Here is a 20,635-nt window from a genome sequence, read left to right on the forward strand (position 1 = left end):
TGAGACGCCCGTAGGGCCGCTCACGGCCCCCGGCGCCCGTCATACGGCGGACCGACGGCCCATCAGGCTCACTTCCCCGAGCGCCGGACCGTCACATCGGCGGCCCGGACGAACGCCACCCGGTGCCCGAACTGGATCTGGTAGTACACATCCTGGCCGCGCACCACCTTGTGACCGGCCGGATCGAAGGTGGTCGCCCACAGATACTCGCCCCGCACCCTGAGCCCCAGCGGATAGGACTGCCCGGCGAGCAGCTTGTACGGCAGCGGCGAGACCGCCTGCACCGGCACACCCTCCGGATACGCCTCCTTCTCCGGATAGGCGCGGCCGTACACCGGAACCTCCGCGGCCCCGGCCTTCGGCGTCACCACGAGCCCCTTGGCGCTCACCGCCGTCGGCCGCCGCTCGGGGTTCTGGAACCAGGCCCGCTGGCCGAGGTACCAGATCGCCGTCCAGTCGCCCTCGTGCCCCGCGACCGCGAACTGCTGCCCGGTGGTGGCGCGGGCGCCGGTGTCGTTCACCCCGGTCGTGGAGTCCGAGCCGTCCGGGCGCAGCCCGATGTCCTTGACCAGCGGGGCGTCCGCGCTCGGCGCGGTGTGCAGCCGCACCGCGGACGAGCCGTGCGGGGCACAGGCCTGGCCCGCCGTCTCGCAGTCGGTGTAGTCGGGCCGGTTGGTGTCGTAGTCGGGGCGGATGGTGACCAGGCCGCCGGAGGAGCCCGCGGTGCGCCGGAAGGGCGCGCCGAGCAGGGTGAAGTAGTGCGCCCAGTCCCAGTAGGGGCCGGGGTCGGTGTGCATGCCCTTGATGGTGGAGGTGGTGGTGCCCGGCACATTGTCATGGCCCAGGATGTGCTGGCGGTCCAGGGAGATGTCGAACCGCTTGGCGAGATAGCGCACCAGCCGCGCCGAGGAGCGGTACATCGCCTCCGTGTACCAGGCGTCCGGGGCGGTCAGGAACCCCTCGTGCTCCAGGCCGACGGACTTGGCGTTGACGTACCAGTTGCCCGCGTGCCAGGCGACGTCCTTGAGCGGCACATGCTGGGCGATATGCCCGTCGGAGGAGCGCAGGGTGTACTGCCAGGACACATAGGTGGGGTCCTGGACCAGCTTGATGGTGGTGTCCCAGGAGCCCTCGGTGTCATGGATGACGATGTAGTCGACGGACTGCGAGGAGGGGCGGTCGCCCAGGTCGTGGTTGCCGTAGTCGCTGTCCCCGAACTCCTCGTAGGGCGCCGGGATCCACTCGCAGGACACGTCCTTGGGGGCCTCGACCCGCGGATCCCGCGCCCGGGACGGCAGACCGAGCGTCCGCAGCTGCCGGGTGTCCGGGGCGGTATCGGGGGCCGCGTCGAGGGAGACCCGCTCGCCGTCGGCGGTCGTCCGCGCGGCACCGCCGCGGATCACCCCGTACACCTCGTCGGCGAAGAAGGCCGCGGCCGCGGCGTCATCGGCACCGGAGTAGGCCGCCACCGCCGCGTACCAGTCGGCGGGATCCTCGCTCGGCGGCAGCCCCAGCCGCTTCTGCGTGGCGGCCAGCAGCGCCGCGCCGCCGCGCACATTGGCGCTCTCGTCGCCGCGCAGCGCCTCCGCGGACAGCCCGGTGAGGTCCGCGGCGCGGCTGAGGGTGCGCAGCCGGGCGGGCAGCTGCCGGGGCTGGGGAACGGTGGCCTTGGGGACCCTCAGCGGCCGGGCCAGATCACCGCGCGCGTCCTCGGTGCCCTGGCTGTGGTGCGGGGCGGTGAGCAGGGCGGTGTGGGCGTCGGTGAGGTGCATGGGGCCGTAGCCACCGGTGACACTGGGCGCGCCGCCATGGCCGTCCCAGCGCGACTGGAGATATGACACGCCCAGGAGCACGCTCAGCGGAACGCCGTACTCGGCGGCAGCGGCCGCGAAGGCGCGCTGCAGGGCCCCGCCGTCGGCACCAGGTTCATCGGCCGGGCGCTGGTCGGCATGGGCGGCGGGGGTGGCGGAGACCAGCGGGAGCAGAAGGGCGGCGGACGCCGCGGCTCCCGCGGTCCGCAGCGTGACTCTCCGAGTGGGGCCGGACGGGGCTCTGTGCGCGTCGTAGGCGCTGTCCTGTGCGGATCCTGGCATTGCAGCCTCCTCAAGCGGGCCGGGCCGAGCCGAGCCACTTAGAGATATGCGCTGCCAGGCGTGGCGTCAATCGCCGTCACCCGGACGGACGTTCGTATGTCCACCCGCCTGCGGCGCGTCACCGGTCCAGACCGGTGACGCGCCAGGCGGCCGCCACCCCGCCTCCGCTCAGCGGGTGCCGACCGCGGCCCGCACCGCGCGCCGGGCCAGCGCGCAGTCGTCGTGCAGCCGACGCAGCAGCAGCCGCTGCTCCTCACCGGCCGGCACCGCGCCCGGCACCACGGGAGCGGGGTCGTGCATGGTGCGCTGCACCGCGGTCTCGTACTGCCGGATCTCCCGCGTCAGCACCAGCATCAGATTCACCAGGAAGGAGTCCCGCGCGGCCGGGCCGGCGGCCTGCGCCAACTGGCTGATCTGGCGCCGGGTGACGGGGGCGTCGCCCAGCACCGTCCACAGCGTGGCCAGGTCATAGCCGGGCAGATACCAGCCCGCGTGGTCCCAGTCGAGGAGCACCGGGCCCGCGGGGGACAGCAGGACGTTGTTCAACAGGGCGTCGCCGTGGCAGAACTGCACCGGGGTCTGCCGCCCGCAGGCCTGTGAGACGCCGCGCAGCAGCTTCTGCAGATCGCCCATGTCCCGGTCGGTCAGCAGCCCGAGGTCGTGATAGCGGGCCAGCCGGGCGGCGTAGTCGATGGGGGCGTCGAACAGATCGGCGGGCGGCCGCCACTGGTTGATCCGGCGGATCGCACCCAGCACCGCGCCAAGATCGGCACGGGGCGGGGGCTCGGTGGGGTGGCGCTGCGCGGCCGCGATCCGTCCGGGCATCCGCTCGATGACCAGCGCGCAGTTGTCCGGGTCCGCGGCGATCAGCCGGGGCACCCGCACCGGCGGGCGCTGGCGGACGAACGCCCGGTACATCGCTATTTCCCGGCGGAACCGCTCGGCCCACGCGGGGGAGTGGTCCAGCAGGCACTTGGCCACCGCGGTGCTGCGCCCGGTCGCCCCGATCAGGAGCACGGACCGGCCGCTGCGCCGCAGCACCTGCACCGGGTTGAACTCCGGGCAGATGCGGTGGACCGAAGTGATCGCGGTGCGCAGCTGCGCACCCTGTGGACCGGACAAGTCGAGTCTCCCGCGGGGCGGCACGGGGCCGAGGGCGGCGGTCCGCCGGGCCCGGCCGCCGGGGGCGGGATCGAGGTACGGCCCATTGCCGGGCAGCTGCCGCCGGTACGGCCGGGGCGGGGCGGACACGGAGGACGATGCTGCGTACATGGGCGAGACAGATCCCTTCGTGTGCCGACGAATTGCGTACGCACCCGGCCCCGTGGCGGGGCCGCACCCTGGGGAATGCGGTTCGGTCGAACTCGAGCCGCCACCGGGCCGGGTAACGCACTCCTACATCACACCCCTGTGCGGGTGGCACACCATCTGGCGGACCCTGGCGAACCCTGGCGAATAGTCGCACGGCTCGTGACGGGGCCGTTACTGTCAAGTCAGCCGAGGAACCTGGGGGCTTGACGTGACGAGGGAACCCAACACCCGTCTTGCGGACCTGTTCGGCCTCGCCGGCTGGTCCAAGGGGGAGCTCGCGAGGCTCGTGAACCGGAAGGCGGCGGCCATGGGCCATCCGCAGCTGGCGACCGACACCTCGCGGGTGCGGCGTTGGATCGACACCGGCGAGACGCCGCGCGATCCCGTGCCCAAGGTGCTGGCGGCCCTGTTCACCGAGCGCCTCGGTCGAGTCGTGACCATCGAGGATCTCGGGTTCGGACGAGGGGGGCGCGCGGGAAAGGGGCAGTCCGGCGACGGGCTGCTCTGGCCGCCCGAGTCCACGGCCGCGGTCCTCACCGAATTCACGGGAATGGACCTTATGTTCAACCGACGCGGCTTGGTGGGTGCGGGTGCCGCGCTCGCCGCGGGATCCGCCATCACCGGTGCCATGAGCGACTTTCTGCTTTCCGACCCCACCCTCGCCACCGACGCGCCCCGTACCGACAATCCCCTCTCCGTGGAGCCCGTGGGCTTCGACCGCTACGAGGCCGCCCCCGTGGGCTCCCAGGAGATCGACGCCCTGGAGACCTCGGTCGAGGTCTTCCGCGCCTGGGACGCGGCCCGCGGCGGCGGGCTCCAGCGCAAGGCCGTGGTGGGCCAGCTCAACGAGGTGGGCGGCATGCTCGCCTATCGCCACCCCGAGCATCTGCAGCGCAGACTGTGGGGGGTGGCGGCCAATCTGGCCGTCCTCGCCGGCTGGATGTCCCATGACGTCGGCCTGGAGCCGACCGCCCAGAAGTACTTCGTCATCGCCGCCCACGCGGCCCGCGAGGGCGGCGACCGGCCCCGGGCGGGCGAGGCGCTCTCCCGGGCCGCCCGGCAGATGGTGCACCTCGGCCGCCCGGACGACGCCCTGGAGCTGATGAGGCTGGCCAAGTCCGGTGCGGGCGAGGCGGCGCTGCCCCGCACCCGGTCCATGTTCTGCACCATCGAGGCATGGGCGCAGGCGTCCAAGGGCCAGGGCCAGGCGGTGCGGCGCGCCCTGGGCGAGGCGGAGGAGCTGTTCGTCTCGGACCGGGACGACGGACCGGCGCCGAGCTGGATGCAGCTGTTCAACGAGGCCGATCTGCACGGTATGCAGGGGCTGGTCTACCGCACCCTGGCGGAGCATGAGCCGGGGGTGGCGGGCATCGCCCAGAGCCATGCCAAGAAGGCGCTGCGGATGCGGGAGGGCGGGCGCCAGCGGTCCCAGATCTTCGACCACATCTCCATCGCCTCGGCCTGTTTCCTCGGCGGCGATCCCGAGCAGGCCGATCGCTATGCCCGGATGGCGCTGCTGACGATCGAGCAGAACTCCTCGCACCGCACCTGGGACCGGCTGCGCGAGATGTACCGGCTCACCGGGCGGTACGACACGTCACCGGCCATCCGGGAGCTGCGCGAGGAGATCCAGCAGGTGATGCCGAAGGGAGGCGCGGGGAAGGGCGGCACGGGGCTGAAAGGGCCCGGCTCCATCGTCAAGAGCGCGGCCGTCTAGCGACCGCGCCACGCCGTACGAAGGGTATGACGAGGGGCAGCACGCGGGGTCGACGCCCTATGAGGGGCCGACGTCTTACGCGGGGTCAACGCCTTACGGGGAGTCGACGCCTTACGCGGTGTCAACTCCTTGCGAGGGGCCATTCACCGCGTCGCGCCGACGCGGGGCGTCGCGTCATGCGCGGGCGCCGGTGACCCTGGCGATCAGCACACAGGCGTCGTTCTTGCGCGGCTCGTCGCCGAACTCCTCGGCCACCGTCCGTACGCACTCCTGTGCGCCATGGGCGGCGGTCAGCCGTGGCGCGAGCGCGAGCAGCCGCTCGGTGGCGCCCTCGGCGTCCCGGGCGAGCCGTCCGGTGTGCAGCACCAGCAGATCGCCCGGCTCCAGCCGCTCCTCGCACTGGGTGTACGCGGCGCCCGTCGTGGCGCCGAGCAGCACGCCGTCAGGAGAGCGCAGCGGGCGCCCCGTCCCGTCGCGGAACAGCAGCGGGGCGGGGTGTCCGGCCTGCGCCCACGACAGGGTGCGGGTGCGCGGGTCGTACTGCGTGCAGACGGCGCCGACCAGCGCGGGCTGGGAGGAGACGGCGAGCAGCTGGTTGAGCCGCCCCATCAGCGCGCCCGGCTCGATCCCGGCCACCGCCATGCCGCGCACGGCGCCCAGCAGCATGGCCATGCCGCAGGTGGCGGTCACACCGTGGCCGGTCAGGCCGCCGACGCTCAGCAGGGTGTGACCATCGGGGAGTTCGAGCGCGTCGTACCAGTCGCCGCCGATCTGGGCGCTGGACTCGGAGGGGAGGTAGTGGGCGGCGAGGTCGAGGGCGGCGCCGTCGGGCGCCGGACAGGCGCCCGGGAAGCCGTCACGGGCCGGGAGCCGGAGGGAGCCGCGCCACGGCGGCAGCACGGCCTCCTGCACCTCCACCGCCAGCCGGCGCTCGGTCCGGGCGATCCGCCGCTGGTGCCGCAGCGTGTCCCGGCTCTCGCGCACCGCCCGCTCGCTGCGGCGCAGCTCGCTCACGTCCCGGAGCACGGCCCACATGGAGGCGGTGCTGCCGTCGGTGTCCAGCACCGGCTCGCCCGCCATATGGATGGTGCGCACCACCTCGTCCTCGCGCACGACACGGAACTCGCCGTCGATCGGCTTTCCGTCCACCAGACAGTCCGTGACCATCCCGGTCAGGATCGGCTGGTCCTCGGAGAAGACCCAGGAGGGCAGCTCGTCGAGGGTGAGCCCACCGTCCCCGGGGTCGCGGCCGAAGATCCGGCAGAGCTCGTCGGACCAGGTCACCTCGTCGGTGAGGAGGTTCCACTCGGCGCTGCCGACCCGGCTCAGCAGCGAACCGCGCCCGGTGGGGGCATGACCGGCGGCCCCGCTCCGGGCCGGGGCCCCCGCCGCCGCGTCGGCCTCCGACTCGACGGTCTCGACGGTCTCGACGGTCTCGACGGGGTCGATGGTCTCGACGGGATCGACGGTCTCGGAACGATCGACCGTCTCGGGGGCATCGGCGGGCAGTCCCTCGCGCAGCTCGCCCAGATGCCGACCAAGATCGTCCAGCTGGTGGACGGCGAGCTCGCACAGCGCGCGCTGCCAGCGCACCTGCGCGTCATCCGTGTCGCCCAGGTCCGCGACGGTGTCGCGGCGGACGGCGTCGAGCCCGCCGCGGAGCCGCTGGGTCTGCGAGATGAGGGCGTCCACCGTGTCACGCTGGGGAGGCGATACGGGGGGATGGTCCGCGGAGCGGGGGGACGGCATGACGTTCTCCGATACGGGCGCGGCGCGGCCGGGTCTTGAGGGAGGGACCGGTAACGACTCTTGCACAGGCTGCGACATCCCGTAAGCGGTTTGGCAATACCCGATCCGGTGGTGCTTGCGGCATATGCCGATGGCCTTCCGGGGGCATGTCGGGCGCGAATCGGCGGAGGGCGCGATTCCGGGTAGGCTGCGGCGCTCGGGAGTCCCTCAGTCTCGCACCGTTCATCAGGCATACGGCGGCAGGACATCGGCAAGAATGCCGATCGACGGAAATCCCGTTGCCACCGAACCTCCCGCACCGGATGCTGACCTCATGTTCGATCCAGACATAGCGCCCAGCGGCACCCTGCTCGGCCTCCTGCAGCGAGGCCGCGGCGACGGGACCCTGCACGCCCTCGCCGCGCCGCGGGCCGAGGCGCTCGCGGCACTGCACCACTGTGTGCTGCGCGACCCCCGCCGTGACTGGCAGGTCGAGAACCGCTCGCTCTATTACGCCAGGCTCTGTCTGGACCTCGACGCCGGGCTCGACGAGATCGAACAGCATCTGTTCCACCCCGACGACCTCGTCAACGACGACGAGGAGCGCACCGGCCTCGCCCTCTCCGTCCTCGGCCACCTCGCCGCCTACGGCAGGTCCGACGCGCTGCGGCTGCTGCGCCGCTACGCCGCGGCCGGCAGCAACTGGGAATGGGCCCTCGACGAGCTGGCCCTGCGCGACGACGACACCGGGCTGCGCGGCCTCGCCCCCGCGATCCTCGCCCACTTCCCCCGGACCCCCGACGGCGACGCCGAACTGGCCACCGTGGTGCGCGGCGCCTACGAACCGCGGCCCTGGCGGCTGTGGGCCGACGATCCGGACCACGGGCCGCGGGTGCGCGCGGCGGCCGAGCGCGGCGCCTTCGACCGGTGGCAGCGCCAGCTGCGGCCCTCGGGGCCGCGCCCCGGCTGGAGCGTCCACGACATCCTGCTGTGGGCCCAGCGCGAGCACGATCTGAAGCCGGACGCCCGCCGCCCCGACGCCGCCGCCCGCTGTCTGGCCGCCGTCGCCGGTCCCGAGGACCGGCCCGAGCTCCTCGCCGCCGCCGCGTCGGCCCCCGACGCCGCCCGCGCCGCGGCGCTGCGGCACCTCGCGGAGATCGGCGACCCCGAGGTGCTCGACCTGATCGAGGCCGCCGTGACCGAGCCGGACGCCTCGCAGCTGGTCTCCCAGGCGGCCCTCTCCGCCTTCGAACGCATGCGCAGTATCGCCGCCCTCGACCGGGCCAGGGTCTGGGCCCACCGCCCCGACGCCCTCGGGGACGCGGCGGCCGCGATGCTCTCCTGCCGCGGCGGTCAGTACGACACCCCGCTCGTGCTCGCCGCACTCCGCCGCACGGTGCGGGCCGAGGGCCCGGATGCCCAGACCCTGTGGACGCTCGTCGACGGCGCCGGGCGCCTGGCGATCTCCTGTGCCGCGCCCGTCCTGCGCCATATCTACCGGGAGACGGCCTCCTCCCACCTACGCGGCCGCGCCGCCCGCGCGCTGGCCGCCACCGATCCGACCTTCGCGGCGGGCTTCGCGGTCGAATGCCTCTGGGACTGCGAGGAGAGCACTCGCGAAGTCGCCGCCCGCCACGCCGCCACCGCCGACGCCCGTGTCGTCGAGCAGCTCCGCCGGCTGGCCGCCGACCCGGCGGAGGAGGCCGAGGTCCAGACGGCGGTCCGCAGCCGCATCGGACCCGAGACCCCGGGCTTCTGACCCCTCCCCGGCCGCCCCCGGCGTACGGCCCCGGGGGCAGGCGTCCCAAGACCCGGGGCAGGCGTCCCCCAAGGCGCCGGGCGCAGGCATCTACAAGGCGCCGGGCGCAGGCACCATCTACAAGGCGCCGGGCGCAGGCACCTACAAGGCGTCGGGCGCAGGCACCTACAAGGTGTCGGACGCAGGCAACCCCCAAGGCGTCGGGCGCGTCTTTCCGGGCATGGGTGAGAGGCTCATCACCCTCCGTATCTCCGCTCCACCCCGGACACGGCGTTCGCGGCGAAACATTCACGCCGAGTGATCGACCGCCGATTCCAGCGGGTTCATACGGGTTCGCGGCGATCCCTCCGGGGCCCTGAACGGGCCCCTCGGGGTGCGAGGGCCAACGCTCATGGGACGTTCCACGGCGCGAAACGTTCACGATGCCGGGGCCACCCTTCGTACGCCGACAACACCGGTATGCGTGTCGCCATCGTGACTGAATCCTTCCCACCCGACATCAACGGCGTCGCTCACTGCACGCTGCAGACCGCGGACCACCTCCACCGCCGTGGTCATCACCCCTTGGTCATCGCACCGGCGGGTCCCCCCGGGGGCCCACCGCCCGCCTCGGCCGGCGGTCCACCCGAGAGCCAAGGGGAGATGGACCGGTCGCATCCGTACCCCGTCGTCCGTATCCCGTCCCTGCCCCTGCCCGGCTATCCGCAGGTGCGGGTCGCGCTGCCCAGCCGGAAGCTCGCGGCCGCGATCACCTCCCACGGCAGCGATGTCGTCCACCTCGCCAGCCCCTTCGTCCTGGGCGCGCGCGGGATGACGGCCGCGCTACGGCTGCGGATACCCGCGGTCGCCGTGTACCAGACCGACCTGGGTTCCTACGCCCGCACCTACCTCGGCGCGGGCGAGAACGCTGCCTGGCGGCGCATCCGCGCCGTGCACACCGCCGCCGACCGCACCCTCGCCCCCTCCACCGCCGCCGCTCGCGACCTGGACGAGCACGGCGTGCCGCGGATCCGGCTGTGGCCGCGCGGGGTCGACACCGAGCGCTTCCACTCCTGGCGCCGCGACCCGGAGCTGCGCCGCTCGTTCGCCCCCGGCGGCGAGCTGATCGTCGGATACATCGGCCGCCTCGCCCCGGAGAAGAACATCGAGCTGCTCGCGCCGCTGAGCGAGTTCCCCGGTGTCCAGGTGGTCGTGGTCGGGGACGGGCCGAGCGAGCCCGCGCTGCGGGCGGCCATGCCGAGGGCCCGCTTCCTCGGCCGCCGCACCGGCGACGACCTGGCCCGCGTCTTCGCCTCGCTGGACGTCTTCGCCCATACCGGGCCCCAGGAGACCTTCTGCCAGACCGTGCAGGAGGCCCAGGCCAGCGGCGTACCGGTGATCGCGCCCGCGGCGGGCGGCCCGCTGGACCTCATCGACCACGGGCGCACCGGACTGCTGGTGCCGCCCGGGGACGCGACCGGGGTGACCGACGCCGTATCGCTGCTCGCGGCCGACGCGAAGCTGCGCGCGGCGCTGGGCCACGCCGGCCGGGAGGCGGTCGAGGGCCGTACCTGGGAGGCGATCGGCGACCAGCTCATCGACCACTACACCGAGGTCCTGGCGGCCCGCACGGCGGTCGCGGCATGAGCGCCGCACGCGCGGCCGCCGGGCCGCGGTGGATGGCGACACCCGCGCCTCCGCGCCGCGCGGGCGGAGAAGCGAATGAAGGCGGCGCCGCATGAGCGCCGTGGGAGGAGAGCAGAGCATGAGCGACGGCAAAGGGCTGCGCATCGTCCGGCTGGCCAACTTCGTCACCCCCGCCTCCGGCGGCCTCCGCACCGCACTGCGCGAGCTCGGGGCCGGATACCAGGCGGCCGGGCACGAGGCCGTCCTGGTGGTGCCGGGCGAGCGGGTCTCGGACGAGCACACCCGGCAGGGGCGGGTGATCACGTTGCCCGGACCGACCGTCCCCGGCACCGGTGGCTACCGCGTCCTGACCGACCGGCGGCGGCTGGCCCGGCTGCTCGACGGCCTCGCACCGGACCGGCTCGAGGTGTCGGACCGCACCTCCCTCCGCTGGACGGGGGAGTGGGCGCGGCGCGCCCGCGTACCGGCCGTGATGGTCTCCCATGAGAGCGCGGACGCCGTGCTGCGCACCTGGGGGGTGCCGGACGCGTTCGCCGAGGGAGCCGCGGACCGGCTCAACCTCCGTACCGCGCGGGCGTACTCGCGGATCGTCTGCACCACCGAATGGGCGGCGCGCGAGTTCGTACGGATCGGCGCGCGGAATGTCGTACGCGCCCCGCTGGGCGTGGATCTCGGCCACTTCCACCCCTCCCACCACGACCCGGCGCTGCGGGACCACCACCGCGGTGCGGCGGCCGTGCTCATCGCCATGTGCTCGCGGCTCTCGCCCGAGAAGCGGCCGGGCCGGGCGCTCGACGCGCTCGCCGAGCTGCGGCGGCGCGGCGTCTCCGCGGCGCTCGTGGTCGCCGGGGACGGGCCGCTCCGGCCGCGCCTGGAGGCCCGCGCCCGCGCCGAGGGGCTTCCGGCCGTCTTCCTCGGCCATATGGCGGAGCGGGCGGGGCTCGCCGCCATCCAGGCGAGCGCCGATGTGGTGCTGGCGCCGGGTCCGGCGGAGACCTTCGGCCTCGCGGCGCTGGAGGCGCTGGCCTGCGGTTCGCCCGTCGTCGTCAGCGCGCTCTCCGCGCTGCCGGACATCGTCGGCGCGGCGGGCGAGACCGCGGCCGACAACGGAACGGCCTTCGCGGACGCCGTCGAGCGCGTCCTCGGCCGCTCGGAGCCGCTGCGCCGGGCGGCGGCGCGGGCGCGGGCCGAGCGCTACGGCTGGCCCGCCGCGGTCGCCTCCTTCCTGGCCGCCCATGACGCGTCCACCGAGGGCGTCCGGTGCGCCGACGGCGGTCGGCTCCCGGCCGCTCCGGCGGTCTCCGCGCCCCGGGCCGTCGGCGGTGTGCGGTGAGCGCACCCGGCGCTCACACGGGGGACCGGGCTGGTACGGAACCGTCTCGTAAGGAGGCCGTCCTTACGGAGGCCGTACCTACGGAGGCGGCCCTTACGGAGACCGTCCCTACGGAGGCCGTCCCTACGGAGGCCGTCCTTACGGAGGTCGTCCTCGCGGAGGCCGTCCTTACGGAGACGGGGTATGCGGGGCAGGACGCGGCCAGTGCACCGCACCGGGCGGGCCGGACGCCGGGCGCGACGCCGGGCACGACACCCGGCGACGGGGAGACCACGGGCGCGGGCGCGGGCGAGGGTGCGGAGCCGCGCAGGCTGCGGTTCGCCGCCCTCGGCGACTCGCTCACCGAGGGGCTCGGCGACCCGGCGCCCGGCGGCGGATGGCGTGGCTGGGCCGCGCTGCTGGCGGCGGCGGCCGGGCCGCACCCCGATGAGCCCGTGGAGTTCGTCAATCTGTCCCGCAGCGGGGCGCTGGCCGCCGATGTCGCCGACGAACAGCTGCCCGCCGCCCGCCGCACCCGCCCGCATCTGGTGTCGGTCGTGGTCGGCGGGAACGACACGCTGCGCGACTCGTTCGACATCCACCGGGTCGCCGAGGCCCTCGACCGCACGATCGGCGCGCTGCGCGCCGAGGGTGCCGTGGTGCTCACCGCCTGCCTGCCCGACCCCGGGCGGATGCTGGGGCTGCCGTCCGCGCTAGCGCGCCCGCTGGGGCGCCGCATGCGCGCGGTGAACACCGTGGTGCACGCGCTGTCCCAGCGTCACGAGGCGGTCCATGTGGAGCTGAGCGACCACACCTGGGTAGCCGATCGGCGGGCCTGGAGCGTGGACCGGCTGCATCCGAGCGAGCTCGGGCACCGGCTGCTGGCCAGGGAGTTCCACAGCGCCCTGCGCGCCCGGTCCATCGCGACCGGCGCCCCGCCCTCCCTGGAGCTCGACGGGCCCGCACCCTCGCGCGCCGCCTCCGCGTGGTGGATGGCGACCCGCGGCACCCGCTGGATCGCGGACCGCTGCACCGACCTCCTGCCCGGTCTGGTCGCGCTGGCGGCCCTGGAATGGCGCCACCACCTCAAGGGCACCGGACATCTGCTCGAGGACCGGGACCGGCGGGCGACGCTCGCCGCGCTCACCGTGGTGACCCGCGGCCCGGCCCCCGCCCACCTTCCTCACCCGCTTCCTCACCCGCCCGCCGATCCGCTCATCGCCGACACACCGCCGTCCGCTGCGACAATGGCGGGGTGACGGGTCGCTGGGAATTCTGGATCGACCGGGGCGGAACCTTCACGGACGTCGTGGGCAGGCGTCCGGACGGCCGCCTGGTCACCCGCAAGCTGCTGTCCCACCACCCCGAGCGCTATACGGACGCGGCCGTCGCCGGGATCCGGCAGACGCTGGGGCTCGGCCCCGGCGATCCGGTCCCGGCCGACCGGATCGCCGTCGTCAAGATGGGCACCACGGTCGCCACCAACGCCCTCCTGGAGCGCAAGGGTGAGCCCACCGTCCTCGTCGTCACCGAAGGGTTCCGGGACGCGCTCCGCATCGCGTACCAGAACCGCCCCCGCCTCTTCGACCGCCGGATCCTGCTGCCCGAGGCGCTGTACGACCGGGTGTTGGAGATCCCCGAGCGGGTGGACGCCCATGGCGAGGTCGTCCGCCCCCTGGACCTCGACGCCGCCGCCGAGGCGCTGCGCACCGCCCACCGCGACGGCTTCCGCAGCGCCGCCGTCGTCCTGCTGCACGGCTATCGGCACGCCGCACACGAACAGGCGGTCGCCGCGGTGGCGCGCGACCTCGGCTTCGCCCAGGTGAGCTGCTCCCACGAGGTCAGCCCGCTGATGAAACTGGTGTCCCGCGGCGACACCACCGTGGTCGACGCGTATCTGTCGCCCATCCTGCGCCGCTATGTGGAGGACGTGGCCGCCGAACTGCGCGGTATCCGGCTGATGTTCATGCAGTCCAACGGAGGGCTGCGGGAGGCCGCGCACTTCCGGGGCAAGGACGCGGTGCTGTCCGGGCCCGCGGGTGGTGTGGTGGGCATGGCACGCTCCTCCGGTGAGGCCGGACACGACCGCGTCATCGGCTTCGACATGGGCGGCACCTCGACCGATGTCTCCCACTACGCGGGCGAGTTCGAGCGGATCTTCGGTACCGAGGTCGCCGGGGTGCGGATGCGTGCCCCGATGATGAACATCCACACCGTGGCGGCGGGCGGCGGTTCGGTGCTCCACTTCGACGGCCGGCGCTACCGCGTGGGGCCGGACTCGGCCGGGGCCGTCCCCGGCCCCGCCTGCTACCGGCGCGGCGGCCCGCTGACCGTGACCGACGCCAATGTGATGCTCGGCCGGATCCAGCCGGACCACTTCCCGGCAGTCTTCGGCCCGCACGCCGACCAGCCAATGGACGCGGCGACGGTCCGGGAGCGCTTCGCCGCGCTCGCCGAGGAGATCGCGGAGGCGACCGGCGACCGGCGCGGACCGGAGGAGGTCGCGGCGGGCTTCTTGGACATCGCGGTGCTCAACATGGCCAACGCGGTCAAGAGGATCTCCGTGCAGCGCGGCCGTGATGTCACCCGTTACGCGCTCACCAGCTTCGGCGGCGCGGGCGGCCAGCACGCCTGCGCGGTCGCCGACGCGCTCGGCATCGGCACGGTGATCGTGCCGCCGCTCGCGGGGGTGCTCTCCGCGTACGGCATCGGGGTGGCCGACGCCACCGCCATGCGTGAGCAGGCCGTCGAGGCGGAGCTGGGCGAGGAGGCGCTGCCGCGGGTGCGCGAGCTGTGCGCGCGGCTGGCCGATCAGACCCGTGGCGAACTCCTCGCGGACGGGGTCCCGGAGGACACCCTGGACACCGTCGCCCGGGTCCATCTGCGGTACGCGGGCACCGACTCCAGCATCCCCGTCCCGCTCGGCTCCGCCCCCGCGATGACCGAGGACTTCGTCCGGGCGCACCGCAGCCGCTACGCCTTCACCATGGACAAGCCGCTGGTCGTCGAGGCGGTGTCGGTCGAGGCGGTCGGCGCGTCCGGGCCCACCGGCGGCCATGCCGTGGAACGGCCGCCCAGGGAGGGCGAGCTGGCGCCCGTGACGACCGTAAGGATGTTCTCGGACGGGCGCTGGCAGCGGACAGCGCTCTACGAACGTGACCGTATGCGCCCGGCGGACCGGGTGACCGGGCCCGCGATCGTCGCCGAGGAGGACGCCACCACCGTGGTCGACCCGGGCTGGCAGGCCACCATGGGCGAGCGCGGCCATCTGCTGCTCACCCGGGTCCGGCCGCGGCCGAGCACCACCGCGGTCGGCACCGAGGTGGACCCCGTGATGCTGGAGGTCTTCAACAGCCTCTTCATGGCCATCGCCGAACAGATGGGCGTCCGCCTGGAGCACACCGCCCACTCCGTCAACATCAAGGAGCGGCTCGACTTCTCCTGCGCCCTCTTCGACGCCGAGGGCAACCTCATCGCCAACGCCCCGCACATCCCGGTGCACCTGGGCTCCATGGGCGAGTCCATCAAGGAGGTGCTGCGGCGCAACGGGGGCGCGATGCGGCCCGGCGATGTGTACGCGATCAACGACCCGTACCACGGAGGCACCCATCTGCCGGACGTCACCGTGGTCAGCCCGGTCTTCGACGAGCCGGGGGACCGACTGCTCTTCCTCGTCGCCTCGCGCGGCCACCACGCCGAGATCGGCGGCATCACCCCCGGCTCCATGCCCGCCTTCAGCCGCACCATCCAGGAGGAGGGCGTCCTCTTCGACAACTGGCTGCTGGTGCGGGACGGGGCGTTGCGCGAGCGGGAGACCCGCGAGCTGCTGACCGGCGGGCCGTATCCGTCCCGCGCCCCGGACGCCAACCTCGCCGATCTGCGTGCCCAGATCGCCGCCAACGAGAAGGGCGTCCAAGAACTCCGCCGAATGATCGGGCAGTTCGGCCTCGACGTCGTGCACGCCTATATGGGCCACGTCCAGGACAACGCCGAGGAGTCGGTGCGCCGTATCGTCGCCGGGCTGCGCGACGGCTCGTACCGCTACGAGACCGACGGCGGGGCGGTCATCCGCGTCGGCCTTACGGTGGACCGCGACGCGCGCGGCGCCGTCCTGGACTTCACCGGCACCTCGCCCCAGCGGCCGGGCAACGACAACGCGCCCAGCTCGGTGGTGATGGCGGCCGTGCTCTATGTCTTCCGCACGCTGGTGGCCGAGGACATCCCGCTCAACAGCGGCTGCCTGAAGCCCCTGGAGGTCCGCATCCCCGAGGGCTCCATGCTGGCGCCCGTCTTCCCGGCCGCCACGGTCGCCGGGAACGTCGAAACCTCCCAGGCCGTCACGGGCGCCCTGTACGCGGCCCTGGGCGTCCAGGCCGAGGGCTCCGGCACGATGAACAATGTCACCTTCGGCAATGACCGCGTCCAGTACTACGAGACGGTCGCGAGCGGCTCCGGAGCGGGGGACGGCTTCGACGGCGCCGACGCGGTACAGACCCATATGACCAACTCCCGGCTGACCGACCCCGAGGTGCTGGAGTGGCGGTATCCGGTGCGGGTGGAGAGCTTCGCGATCCGCCGGGGCGGCGGCGGCCGCGGCCGTTGGCGCGGCGGCCACGGCGTCACCCGCCGCATCCGCTTCCTGGAGCCGATGACCGTCGCCCTCCTCACCGGCCACCGCCGGGTGGCCCCGTACGGCATGGCCGGTGGTGAACCGGGAGCGCTGGGCGCGAACCTGATCGAGCGCGCGGACGGTTCGGTGGACCGCCTGGACGGCCGTGACGCGGTGGACGTCGGGGTGGGGGACGTCCTGGTCGTCCACACCCCGGGCGGCGGCGGTTACGGCCCGCCGGAGGAGGCCGGGGACGGATTGTCGGTGGCGGATGCCAGATTGGACGCATGACCGACTGGCAGGACATCCACGACTGGACGGATCTGAGGGCCGTGCGCACCGCGCTCGCCGCGAGGGCCGACCCCGACCGCATCCTCGGCGGCCATATGGCGCCGTTGCACTCCGCGGCCTGCTCGGGAAGCGCCGAGGTGCTGGCCGAACTGCTCACGGTGGCGCGGGAGGTGGACCAGCCGGACGCGGCGGGCCGCACCCCGCTGTGGCACGCGGCGCGCAACTGGGACCGGGAGAAGGCGTCGGCGCTCCTCGCTGCCGGGGCCGACCCCTGGCGGCCCCGGGAGGCCGACGGACGATGTCCGGGCGAGCTGGCGTGGTGGACGCCGCTGGCCGACCTGGTGGCCGGGGCGCCCGGCGCCCGCGAGCCGTCCCCCGAGGAGCGGGCCGCGCAGCGGACGGCCGATGAGCTGATAGCCGCCTTCGACGGCGAGGGCGGGGAGTATCAGGACTGGGGCTGTGTGGCGTTCGTGGCCGGGCGGAGCGTGCCGGAGGTCGTGGCCGCGCTGGGCGGAGACATCGTCGCCACCATCGGCGAGGACGAGGGCGAGGGCGAGGACGGTGCGGAAGGCGGCGAGGCCGACTACGCGGATGTCCTGTTGGAGGAGGAGGGGCGGCTGCTGGTCGGCGCGGCGCCCGGCGGCGTGGTGCTCCAGCAGTTCGACGGGATCGCCATCCATGGCGAGGAGGTGCTGGCACCGCTTTCCCGGGGCACCGTGGCCGTCTCGGTCTTCGACCACCCCGACGCGTTCATCCATCCCTCCATAGCCCGTGACGGGGCGATGTGTTCCTGCCAGGAGGTCATGCTCGATCCGGAGCAGGGCGATCCGGAGGAGGCGTGGCGGTATCGGTTCGGGGACGGCGGGCATCCGTCCGGCTGGACGGCGCGGGCGCTGGCGATGGCCGCCGCGGTCACGGGGGTCGCGGTCGACGGCGGTCCGCGCTGGATCGGCCGGCCGGGCAGCGCCGTCATTCTGCTGCCCGAGCGGCTGCGGGACTGACTCCCCTGGGAGGGGCGTCAACTGCCGGGACTGCCGCTCCTGGGAGGGGCCCCAGGCCGCCCCGGGGCTCAACCCGGTAGCCCGATATGAGACATGGCGTGTTCGGATCCGTTTGCCGCCGCCACGATCGGAAACCCGAGCCTTGTCAAAGCCCGCCCGGACGCGCCCGCATGACCCACGGGCGCCCGCCCCGCGCACCCCGCGCGTGAGCCCGACGGCGGGTGCTTTCAGCAACGTCGTTCACGGAAGGGGCAGCCATGGCCTGGTGGCATGAAGCCGAATGCACGCACGAGGATCCGGAGCTGTTCTTCCCCGTGGGGGTGGCGGGTCCGGCCGCCCGGCGGCAGGAGACGCTGGCCAAGGAGGTCTGCCGGCGCTGTCCGGTGATCCAGGAATGCCTGGACTACGCACTGGAGAGCGGAATGACCCACGGGGTTTGGGGCGGTACCGGTGAGGAGGAGCGCCGCGCGCTGCGCCGCAAGGCACAGCGCAGGGAGCGCGTCGGCGCACGGCGCGCCCGCTGAGCGCTCCGCGGGAAGCGCCGCGAGGCGCGGTCGTTCATCCGCGGCCGCGTCGTGGCCGGCCACGCGGCGGAGCCGCATATCGACGCAGCCGCGGCGGAGCCGCATATCGACGCAGCCGCGGCCTAGCCGCATATCGACACAGCCGCGGCGGAGCCGCGCATCGACACGGCCCCACGCCCTTCGGGCGCACCCGAACCGCACCGGACTTCAGCGAGGCCGCTCAGCCGCCGTCCGGCACGGTCCGTCCGGCAGGCGGCCCCCAGGAGACCCGGACCAGCGGGGCGAAGCGCACCGGAGTGCCGGGGGCGGCCTGCGCCGCGGCGGCCAGATACCGCTCCGGCACGACGCCGACGACCGGGTAGCCGCCGGTCGTCGGATGGTCGGCGAGGAAGAGCACCGGCCGTCCGTCCGGCGGGACTTGGAGCGCGCCGAGCGCCATGCCCTCACTGGCCAGCTCGCCGTCGCGCGCCCGCTCCAGCGACGGGCCCTCGGTCCGCAGGCCGATCCGGTTGCTCGCGGCCGCGACGCGGAAGTCTCCGGTGGAGAGGGTGCGCAGCCCCGCGGGGGTGAACCAGTCGTCGCGGGGGCCGAGTACCACGGGGAGCACCAGTTCGGGTGCGACGCCCCGATGCGGCACCCCGTCCACGGCGGGCACCGGCCCGCGCGGCCGCCCGAGCCGCAGCACCGCGCCGTCCGCGAGCGGCGCCGGGCCCAGCCCGGAGAGCACATCCGTGGCCCGGCTGCCGAGCACCCGCTCGGCCTCGACACCGCCGTCGAACGCCACATAGCTGCGCACCCCGTGGGCGGCGGCCCCGGCCTCCAGGAGCGCGCCCGACGGCACCCGTACGGCCGCGCCCCACGCGACGGGGCGGCCGTCGACCGTGACCGGGCAGGGCGCGCCGGTGACCGCGACCGTCGCGGGGCGGCGCAGCCGCACCGCACAGCCGGTCAGCGTGGTCTCCAGGGTCGCGGCCCCTTCGGCGTTGCCCACCAGGCGGTTGGCGAGCCGGTGGGCGGGCTGGTCGAGCGCCCCCGAGCGGGGCACTCCGAGATGGGCATGGCCGACGCGGCCGAGATCCTGGACGGTGGTCAGGGCTCCCGGCCGTACGACGACGAAGGCGCTGTCGGTCATGGAGCCGCCCCTGCCGGGGCCGGGCTATCCGATACCGGGATGAAGCGGACGCGAGTGCCGGGGGTGAACAGCGCCGCCGGTTCCCGTGCGGCGTCCCACAGCACGGTGTCCGTGGTGCCGATGAGCTGCCAGCCGCCGGGGGACGAGCGCGGATAGACGCCCGTGTACCCGCCCGCGAGGGCCACCGAGCCGACCGGCACCCGGGTCCTGGGCGTGGCGTGGCGCGGTACGTGGAATCGCTCGGGCAGCCCCGTCAGATAGCCGAAGCCGGGCGCGAAGCCGCAGAAGGCCACCCGGAACTCGGCGCCGGAGTGGATCCGTACGGCCTCCTCGGGCGTCACCCCCCACCGCCGCGCGACCTCGTCCAGATCGGGCCCGTCGTAGCGCACGGGCACCTCGACGATCTCGCTGTCGCCCCGGTCGAGGGGCGGTATCCGCCAGCCGGGCAGCTCGGCCGCGAGCCGTCCGGGGTCGGCGAGCCCGTCGAGGAACACGGTGCGGGCGGCGGGCACGATCTCGCGCAGGGCGGGCAGCCGCCGCTCGGCGGCGCGGCGCAGCAGCTCGGCGTGGAGCGCCTCGGCCGCCTCACCGCTGTCGAGCTCGATGAGCAGCCCGTGCTCGCCGACGGGCAGGGTCCGCACCGTCATATGAACGCCGCCACGCGCACCCCCGCGGCGGCCAGCTCGGATCGCACCCGGCGGGCGAGGTCGGCGGCGCCGGGGGTGTCGCCGTGGACGCACAGCGAGCGCACGTCCACCTCGATGCGCCGTCCGTCGACCGAGGTCACCGCGCGGTCGCGGGCGAAGCCCAGGGCGCGCTTGACCACCGTGTCCGGGTCGTGGACCACGGCGCCGGGCTCGCCGCGCGGCACGAGCGTCCCGGCGGCGGTGTAGGCGCGATCGGCGAACGCCTCGGCGATCACCGGCAGCCCGGCCACGCGGGCCGCCTCGTGCAGCCGGGACCCGGGCAGCCCCAGCACCGGCAGCGGACCGCCGGCGGCCAGGTGGACGCCCTCGACCACGGCGGCGGCCTGCGCCTCGTCGTGCACGCTGCGGTTGTAGAGCGCGCCATGGGGTTTGACGTAGTGCACCCGCGTCCCGGCGGCGCGGGCGAAGATCTCCAGCGCCCCGATCTGATAGGCGATCTCGTCGGCCAGCTCCCGGGCCGGTACGTCCATGCTGCGCCGGCCGAAACCGGCCAGGTCCCGGTAGGAGACCTGGGCCCCGACGCGCACCCCGCGCTCGGCGGCCAGCTCGCACACCCGGCGCATGGTCGAGGGGTCCCCGGCGTGGAAGCCGCAGGCGACATTGGCACTGGTGACGATGGACAGCAGGGCCTCGTCGTCGGTGAGCTGCCAGCGGCCGAACCCCTCGCCGAGGTCGGCGTTGAGATCGATGGACAGGTTCGCCAAGGATGCGGTCATATCCGTCCGTTCGGGCGTGGGGGATACGTGAGGGGATGCGGATGGCACCACAAGGTAAGCGATCGTTGAACGATCCGACAAGATGGTTGTTGTCCGGCGACGGTTTCTG

General features: G+C 74.1%; 14 protein-coding genes. 8 read left to right on the top strand and 6 right to left on the bottom strand.

Going from position 1 to position 20,635, the window contains the following annotated elements:
- Window positions 1–68 precede the first annotated feature (68 nt).
- Window positions 69–2,093, bottom strand: a complete 2,025-nt coding sequence (locus J2Z30_RS41775) for an N-acetylmuramoyl-L-alanine amidase (RefSeq protein WP_044579252.1) — start codon at window positions 2,091–2,093, stop codon at window positions 69–71.
- A gap of 168 nt (window positions 2,094–2,261) precedes the next feature.
- Window positions 2,262–3,365, bottom strand: a complete 1,104-nt coding sequence (locus J2Z30_RS41780) for an aminoglycoside phosphotransferase family protein (RefSeq protein WP_044579254.1) — start codon at window positions 3,363–3,365, stop codon at window positions 2,262–2,264.
- Between the two features lie 247 nt (window positions 3,366–3,612).
- Here J2Z30_RS41780 and J2Z30_RS41785 point away from each other — a divergent pair, with 247 nt between their 5' ends.
- On the top strand, window positions 3,613–5,121 hold the full coding sequence (locus J2Z30_RS41785; RefSeq protein WP_044579256.1) for a DNA-binding protein NsdB: 1,509 nt from the start codon (window positions 3,613–3,615) through the stop codon (window positions 5,119–5,121).
- 174 nt (window positions 5,122–5,295) lie between these two features.
- Here J2Z30_RS41785 and J2Z30_RS41790 read toward each other — a convergent pair whose 3' ends face one another.
- On the bottom strand, window positions 5,296–6,870 hold the full coding sequence (locus J2Z30_RS41790) for a PP2C family protein-serine/threonine phosphatase (protein ID WP_044579257.1): 1,575 nt from the start codon (window positions 6,868–6,870) through the stop codon (window positions 5,296–5,298).
- A 313-nt stretch (window positions 6,871–7,183) separates the two neighbouring features.
- Between J2Z30_RS41790 and J2Z30_RS41795 the strand changes: the two genes are divergently transcribed.
- From J2Z30_RS41795 to J2Z30_RS41825, 7 genes are all read left to right on the top strand, one after another.
- Window positions 7,184–8,608 (top strand): hypothetical protein, encoded by a 1,425-nt coding sequence (locus J2Z30_RS41795; RefSeq protein ID WP_044579259.1) that lies wholly within the window; start codon window positions 7,184–7,186, stop codon window positions 8,606–8,608.
- A 459-nt stretch (window positions 8,609–9,067) separates the two neighbouring features.
- Window positions 9,068–10,234 (top strand): glycosyltransferase family 4 protein, encoded by a 1,167-nt coding sequence (locus J2Z30_RS41800; protein ID WP_044579261.1) that lies wholly within the window; start codon window positions 9,068–9,070, stop codon window positions 10,232–10,234.
- Between the two features lie 118 nt (window positions 10,235–10,352).
- Complete coding sequence (locus J2Z30_RS41805; RefSeq protein ID WP_044579263.1) at window positions 10,353–11,567, top strand: glycosyltransferase; 1,215 nt, start codon at window positions 10,353–10,355, stop codon at window positions 11,565–11,567.
- A gap of 311 nt (window positions 11,568–11,878) precedes the next feature.
- Window positions 11,879–12,805, top strand: a complete 927-nt coding sequence (locus tag J2Z30_RS41810) for an SGNH/GDSL hydrolase family protein (RefSeq protein WP_078957419.1) — start codon at window positions 11,879–11,881, stop codon at window positions 12,803–12,805.
- On the top strand, window positions 12,802–16,446 hold the full coding sequence (locus tag J2Z30_RS41815; protein WP_044579265.1) for a hydantoinase B/oxoprolinase family protein: 3,645 nt from the start codon (window positions 12,802–12,804) through the stop codon (window positions 16,444–16,446). The genes J2Z30_RS41810 and J2Z30_RS41815 overlap by 4 nt, the downstream gene beginning before the upstream one ends.
- Window positions 16,443–17,447 carry an ankyrin repeat domain-containing protein gene (locus J2Z30_RS41820; protein WP_052701755.1) on the top strand — a complete coding sequence of 335 codons (1,005 nt, stop codon included), beginning with the start codon at window positions 16,443–16,445 and terminating at the stop codon, window positions 17,445–17,447. Before J2Z30_RS41815 ends, J2Z30_RS41820 begins: the two co-directional genes overlap by 4 nt.
- 257 nt (window positions 17,448–17,704) lie before the next feature.
- Complete coding sequence (locus J2Z30_RS41825; protein ID WP_044579267.1) at window positions 17,705–17,971, top strand: WhiB family transcriptional regulator; 267 nt, start codon at window positions 17,705–17,707, stop codon at window positions 17,969–17,971.
- A 220-nt stretch (window positions 17,972–18,191) separates the two neighbouring features.
- On the opposite strand, the gene J2Z30_RS41830 is transcribed toward J2Z30_RS41825, so the two are convergent.
- From J2Z30_RS41830 to J2Z30_RS41840, 3 genes are read right to left on the bottom strand one after another with little or no spacing between them, the layout of a single operon-like run.
- Complete coding sequence (locus J2Z30_RS41830; protein ID WP_044579268.1) at window positions 18,192–19,103, bottom strand: 5-oxoprolinase subunit C family protein; 912 nt, start codon at window positions 19,101–19,103, stop codon at window positions 18,192–18,194.
- Window positions 19,100–19,750 carry a 5-oxoprolinase subunit PxpB gene (gene pxpB / locus J2Z30_RS41835; protein WP_044579269.1) on the bottom strand — a complete coding sequence of 217 codons (651 nt, stop codon included), beginning with the start codon at window positions 19,748–19,750 and terminating at the stop codon, window positions 19,100–19,102. Before pxpB ends, J2Z30_RS41830 begins: the two co-directional genes overlap by 4 nt.
- Window positions 19,747–20,526, bottom strand: a complete 780-nt coding sequence (locus tag J2Z30_RS41840; protein WP_107073413.1) for a LamB/YcsF family protein — start codon at window positions 20,524–20,526, stop codon at window positions 19,747–19,749. The genes pxpB and J2Z30_RS41840 overlap by 4 nt, the downstream gene beginning before the upstream one ends.
- Between the last annotated feature and the right edge of the window lie 109 nt (window positions 20,527–20,635).

Source organism: Streptomyces iranensis, from assembly GCF_017874715.1.
In the GTDB taxonomy this organism is placed as follows: Bacteria; Actinomycetota; Actinomycetes; order Streptomycetales; family Streptomycetaceae; genus Streptomyces; species Streptomyces iranensis.

Coding starts and splice junctions, on each gene's coding strand:
- J2Z30_RS41775 (WP_044579252.1), bottom strand. CDS start 2,093: ATGCCAGGATCCGCACAGGACAGCGCCTACGACGCGCACAGAGCCCCG.
- J2Z30_RS41840 (WP_107073413.1), bottom strand. CDS start 20,526: ATGACCGCATCCTTGGCGAACCTGTCCATCGATCTCAACGCCGACCTC.
- J2Z30_RS41830 (WP_044579268.1), bottom strand. CDS start 19,103: ATGACCGACAGCGCCTTCGTCGTCGTACGGCCGGGAGCCCTGACCACC.
- J2Z30_RS41795 (WP_044579259.1), top strand. CDS start 7,184: ATGTTCGATCCAGACATAGCGCCCAGCGGCACCCTGCTCGGCCTCCTG.
- J2Z30_RS41825 (WP_044579267.1), top strand. CDS start 17,705: ATGGCCTGGTGGCATGAAGCCGAATGCACGCACGAGGATCCGGAGCTG.
- J2Z30_RS41820 (WP_052701755.1), top strand. CDS start 16,443: ATGACCGACTGGCAGGACATCCACGACTGGACGGATCTGAGGGCCGTG.
- pxpB (WP_044579269.1), bottom strand. CDS start 19,750: ATGACGGTGCGGACCCTGCCCGTCGGCGAGCACGGGCTGCTCATCGAG.
- J2Z30_RS41780 (WP_044579254.1), bottom strand. CDS start 3,365: ATGTACGCAGCATCGTCCTCCGTGTCCGCCCCGCCCCGGCCGTACCGG.
- J2Z30_RS41790 (WP_044579257.1), bottom strand. CDS start 6,870: ATGCCGTCCCCCCGCTCCGCGGACCATCCCCCCGTATCGCCTCCCCAG.
- J2Z30_RS41805 (WP_044579263.1), top strand. CDS start 10,353: ATGAGCGACGGCAAAGGGCTGCGCATCGTCCGGCTGGCCAACTTCGTC.
- J2Z30_RS41800 (WP_044579261.1), top strand. CDS start 9,068: ATGCGTGTCGCCATCGTGACTGAATCCTTCCCACCCGACATCAACGGC.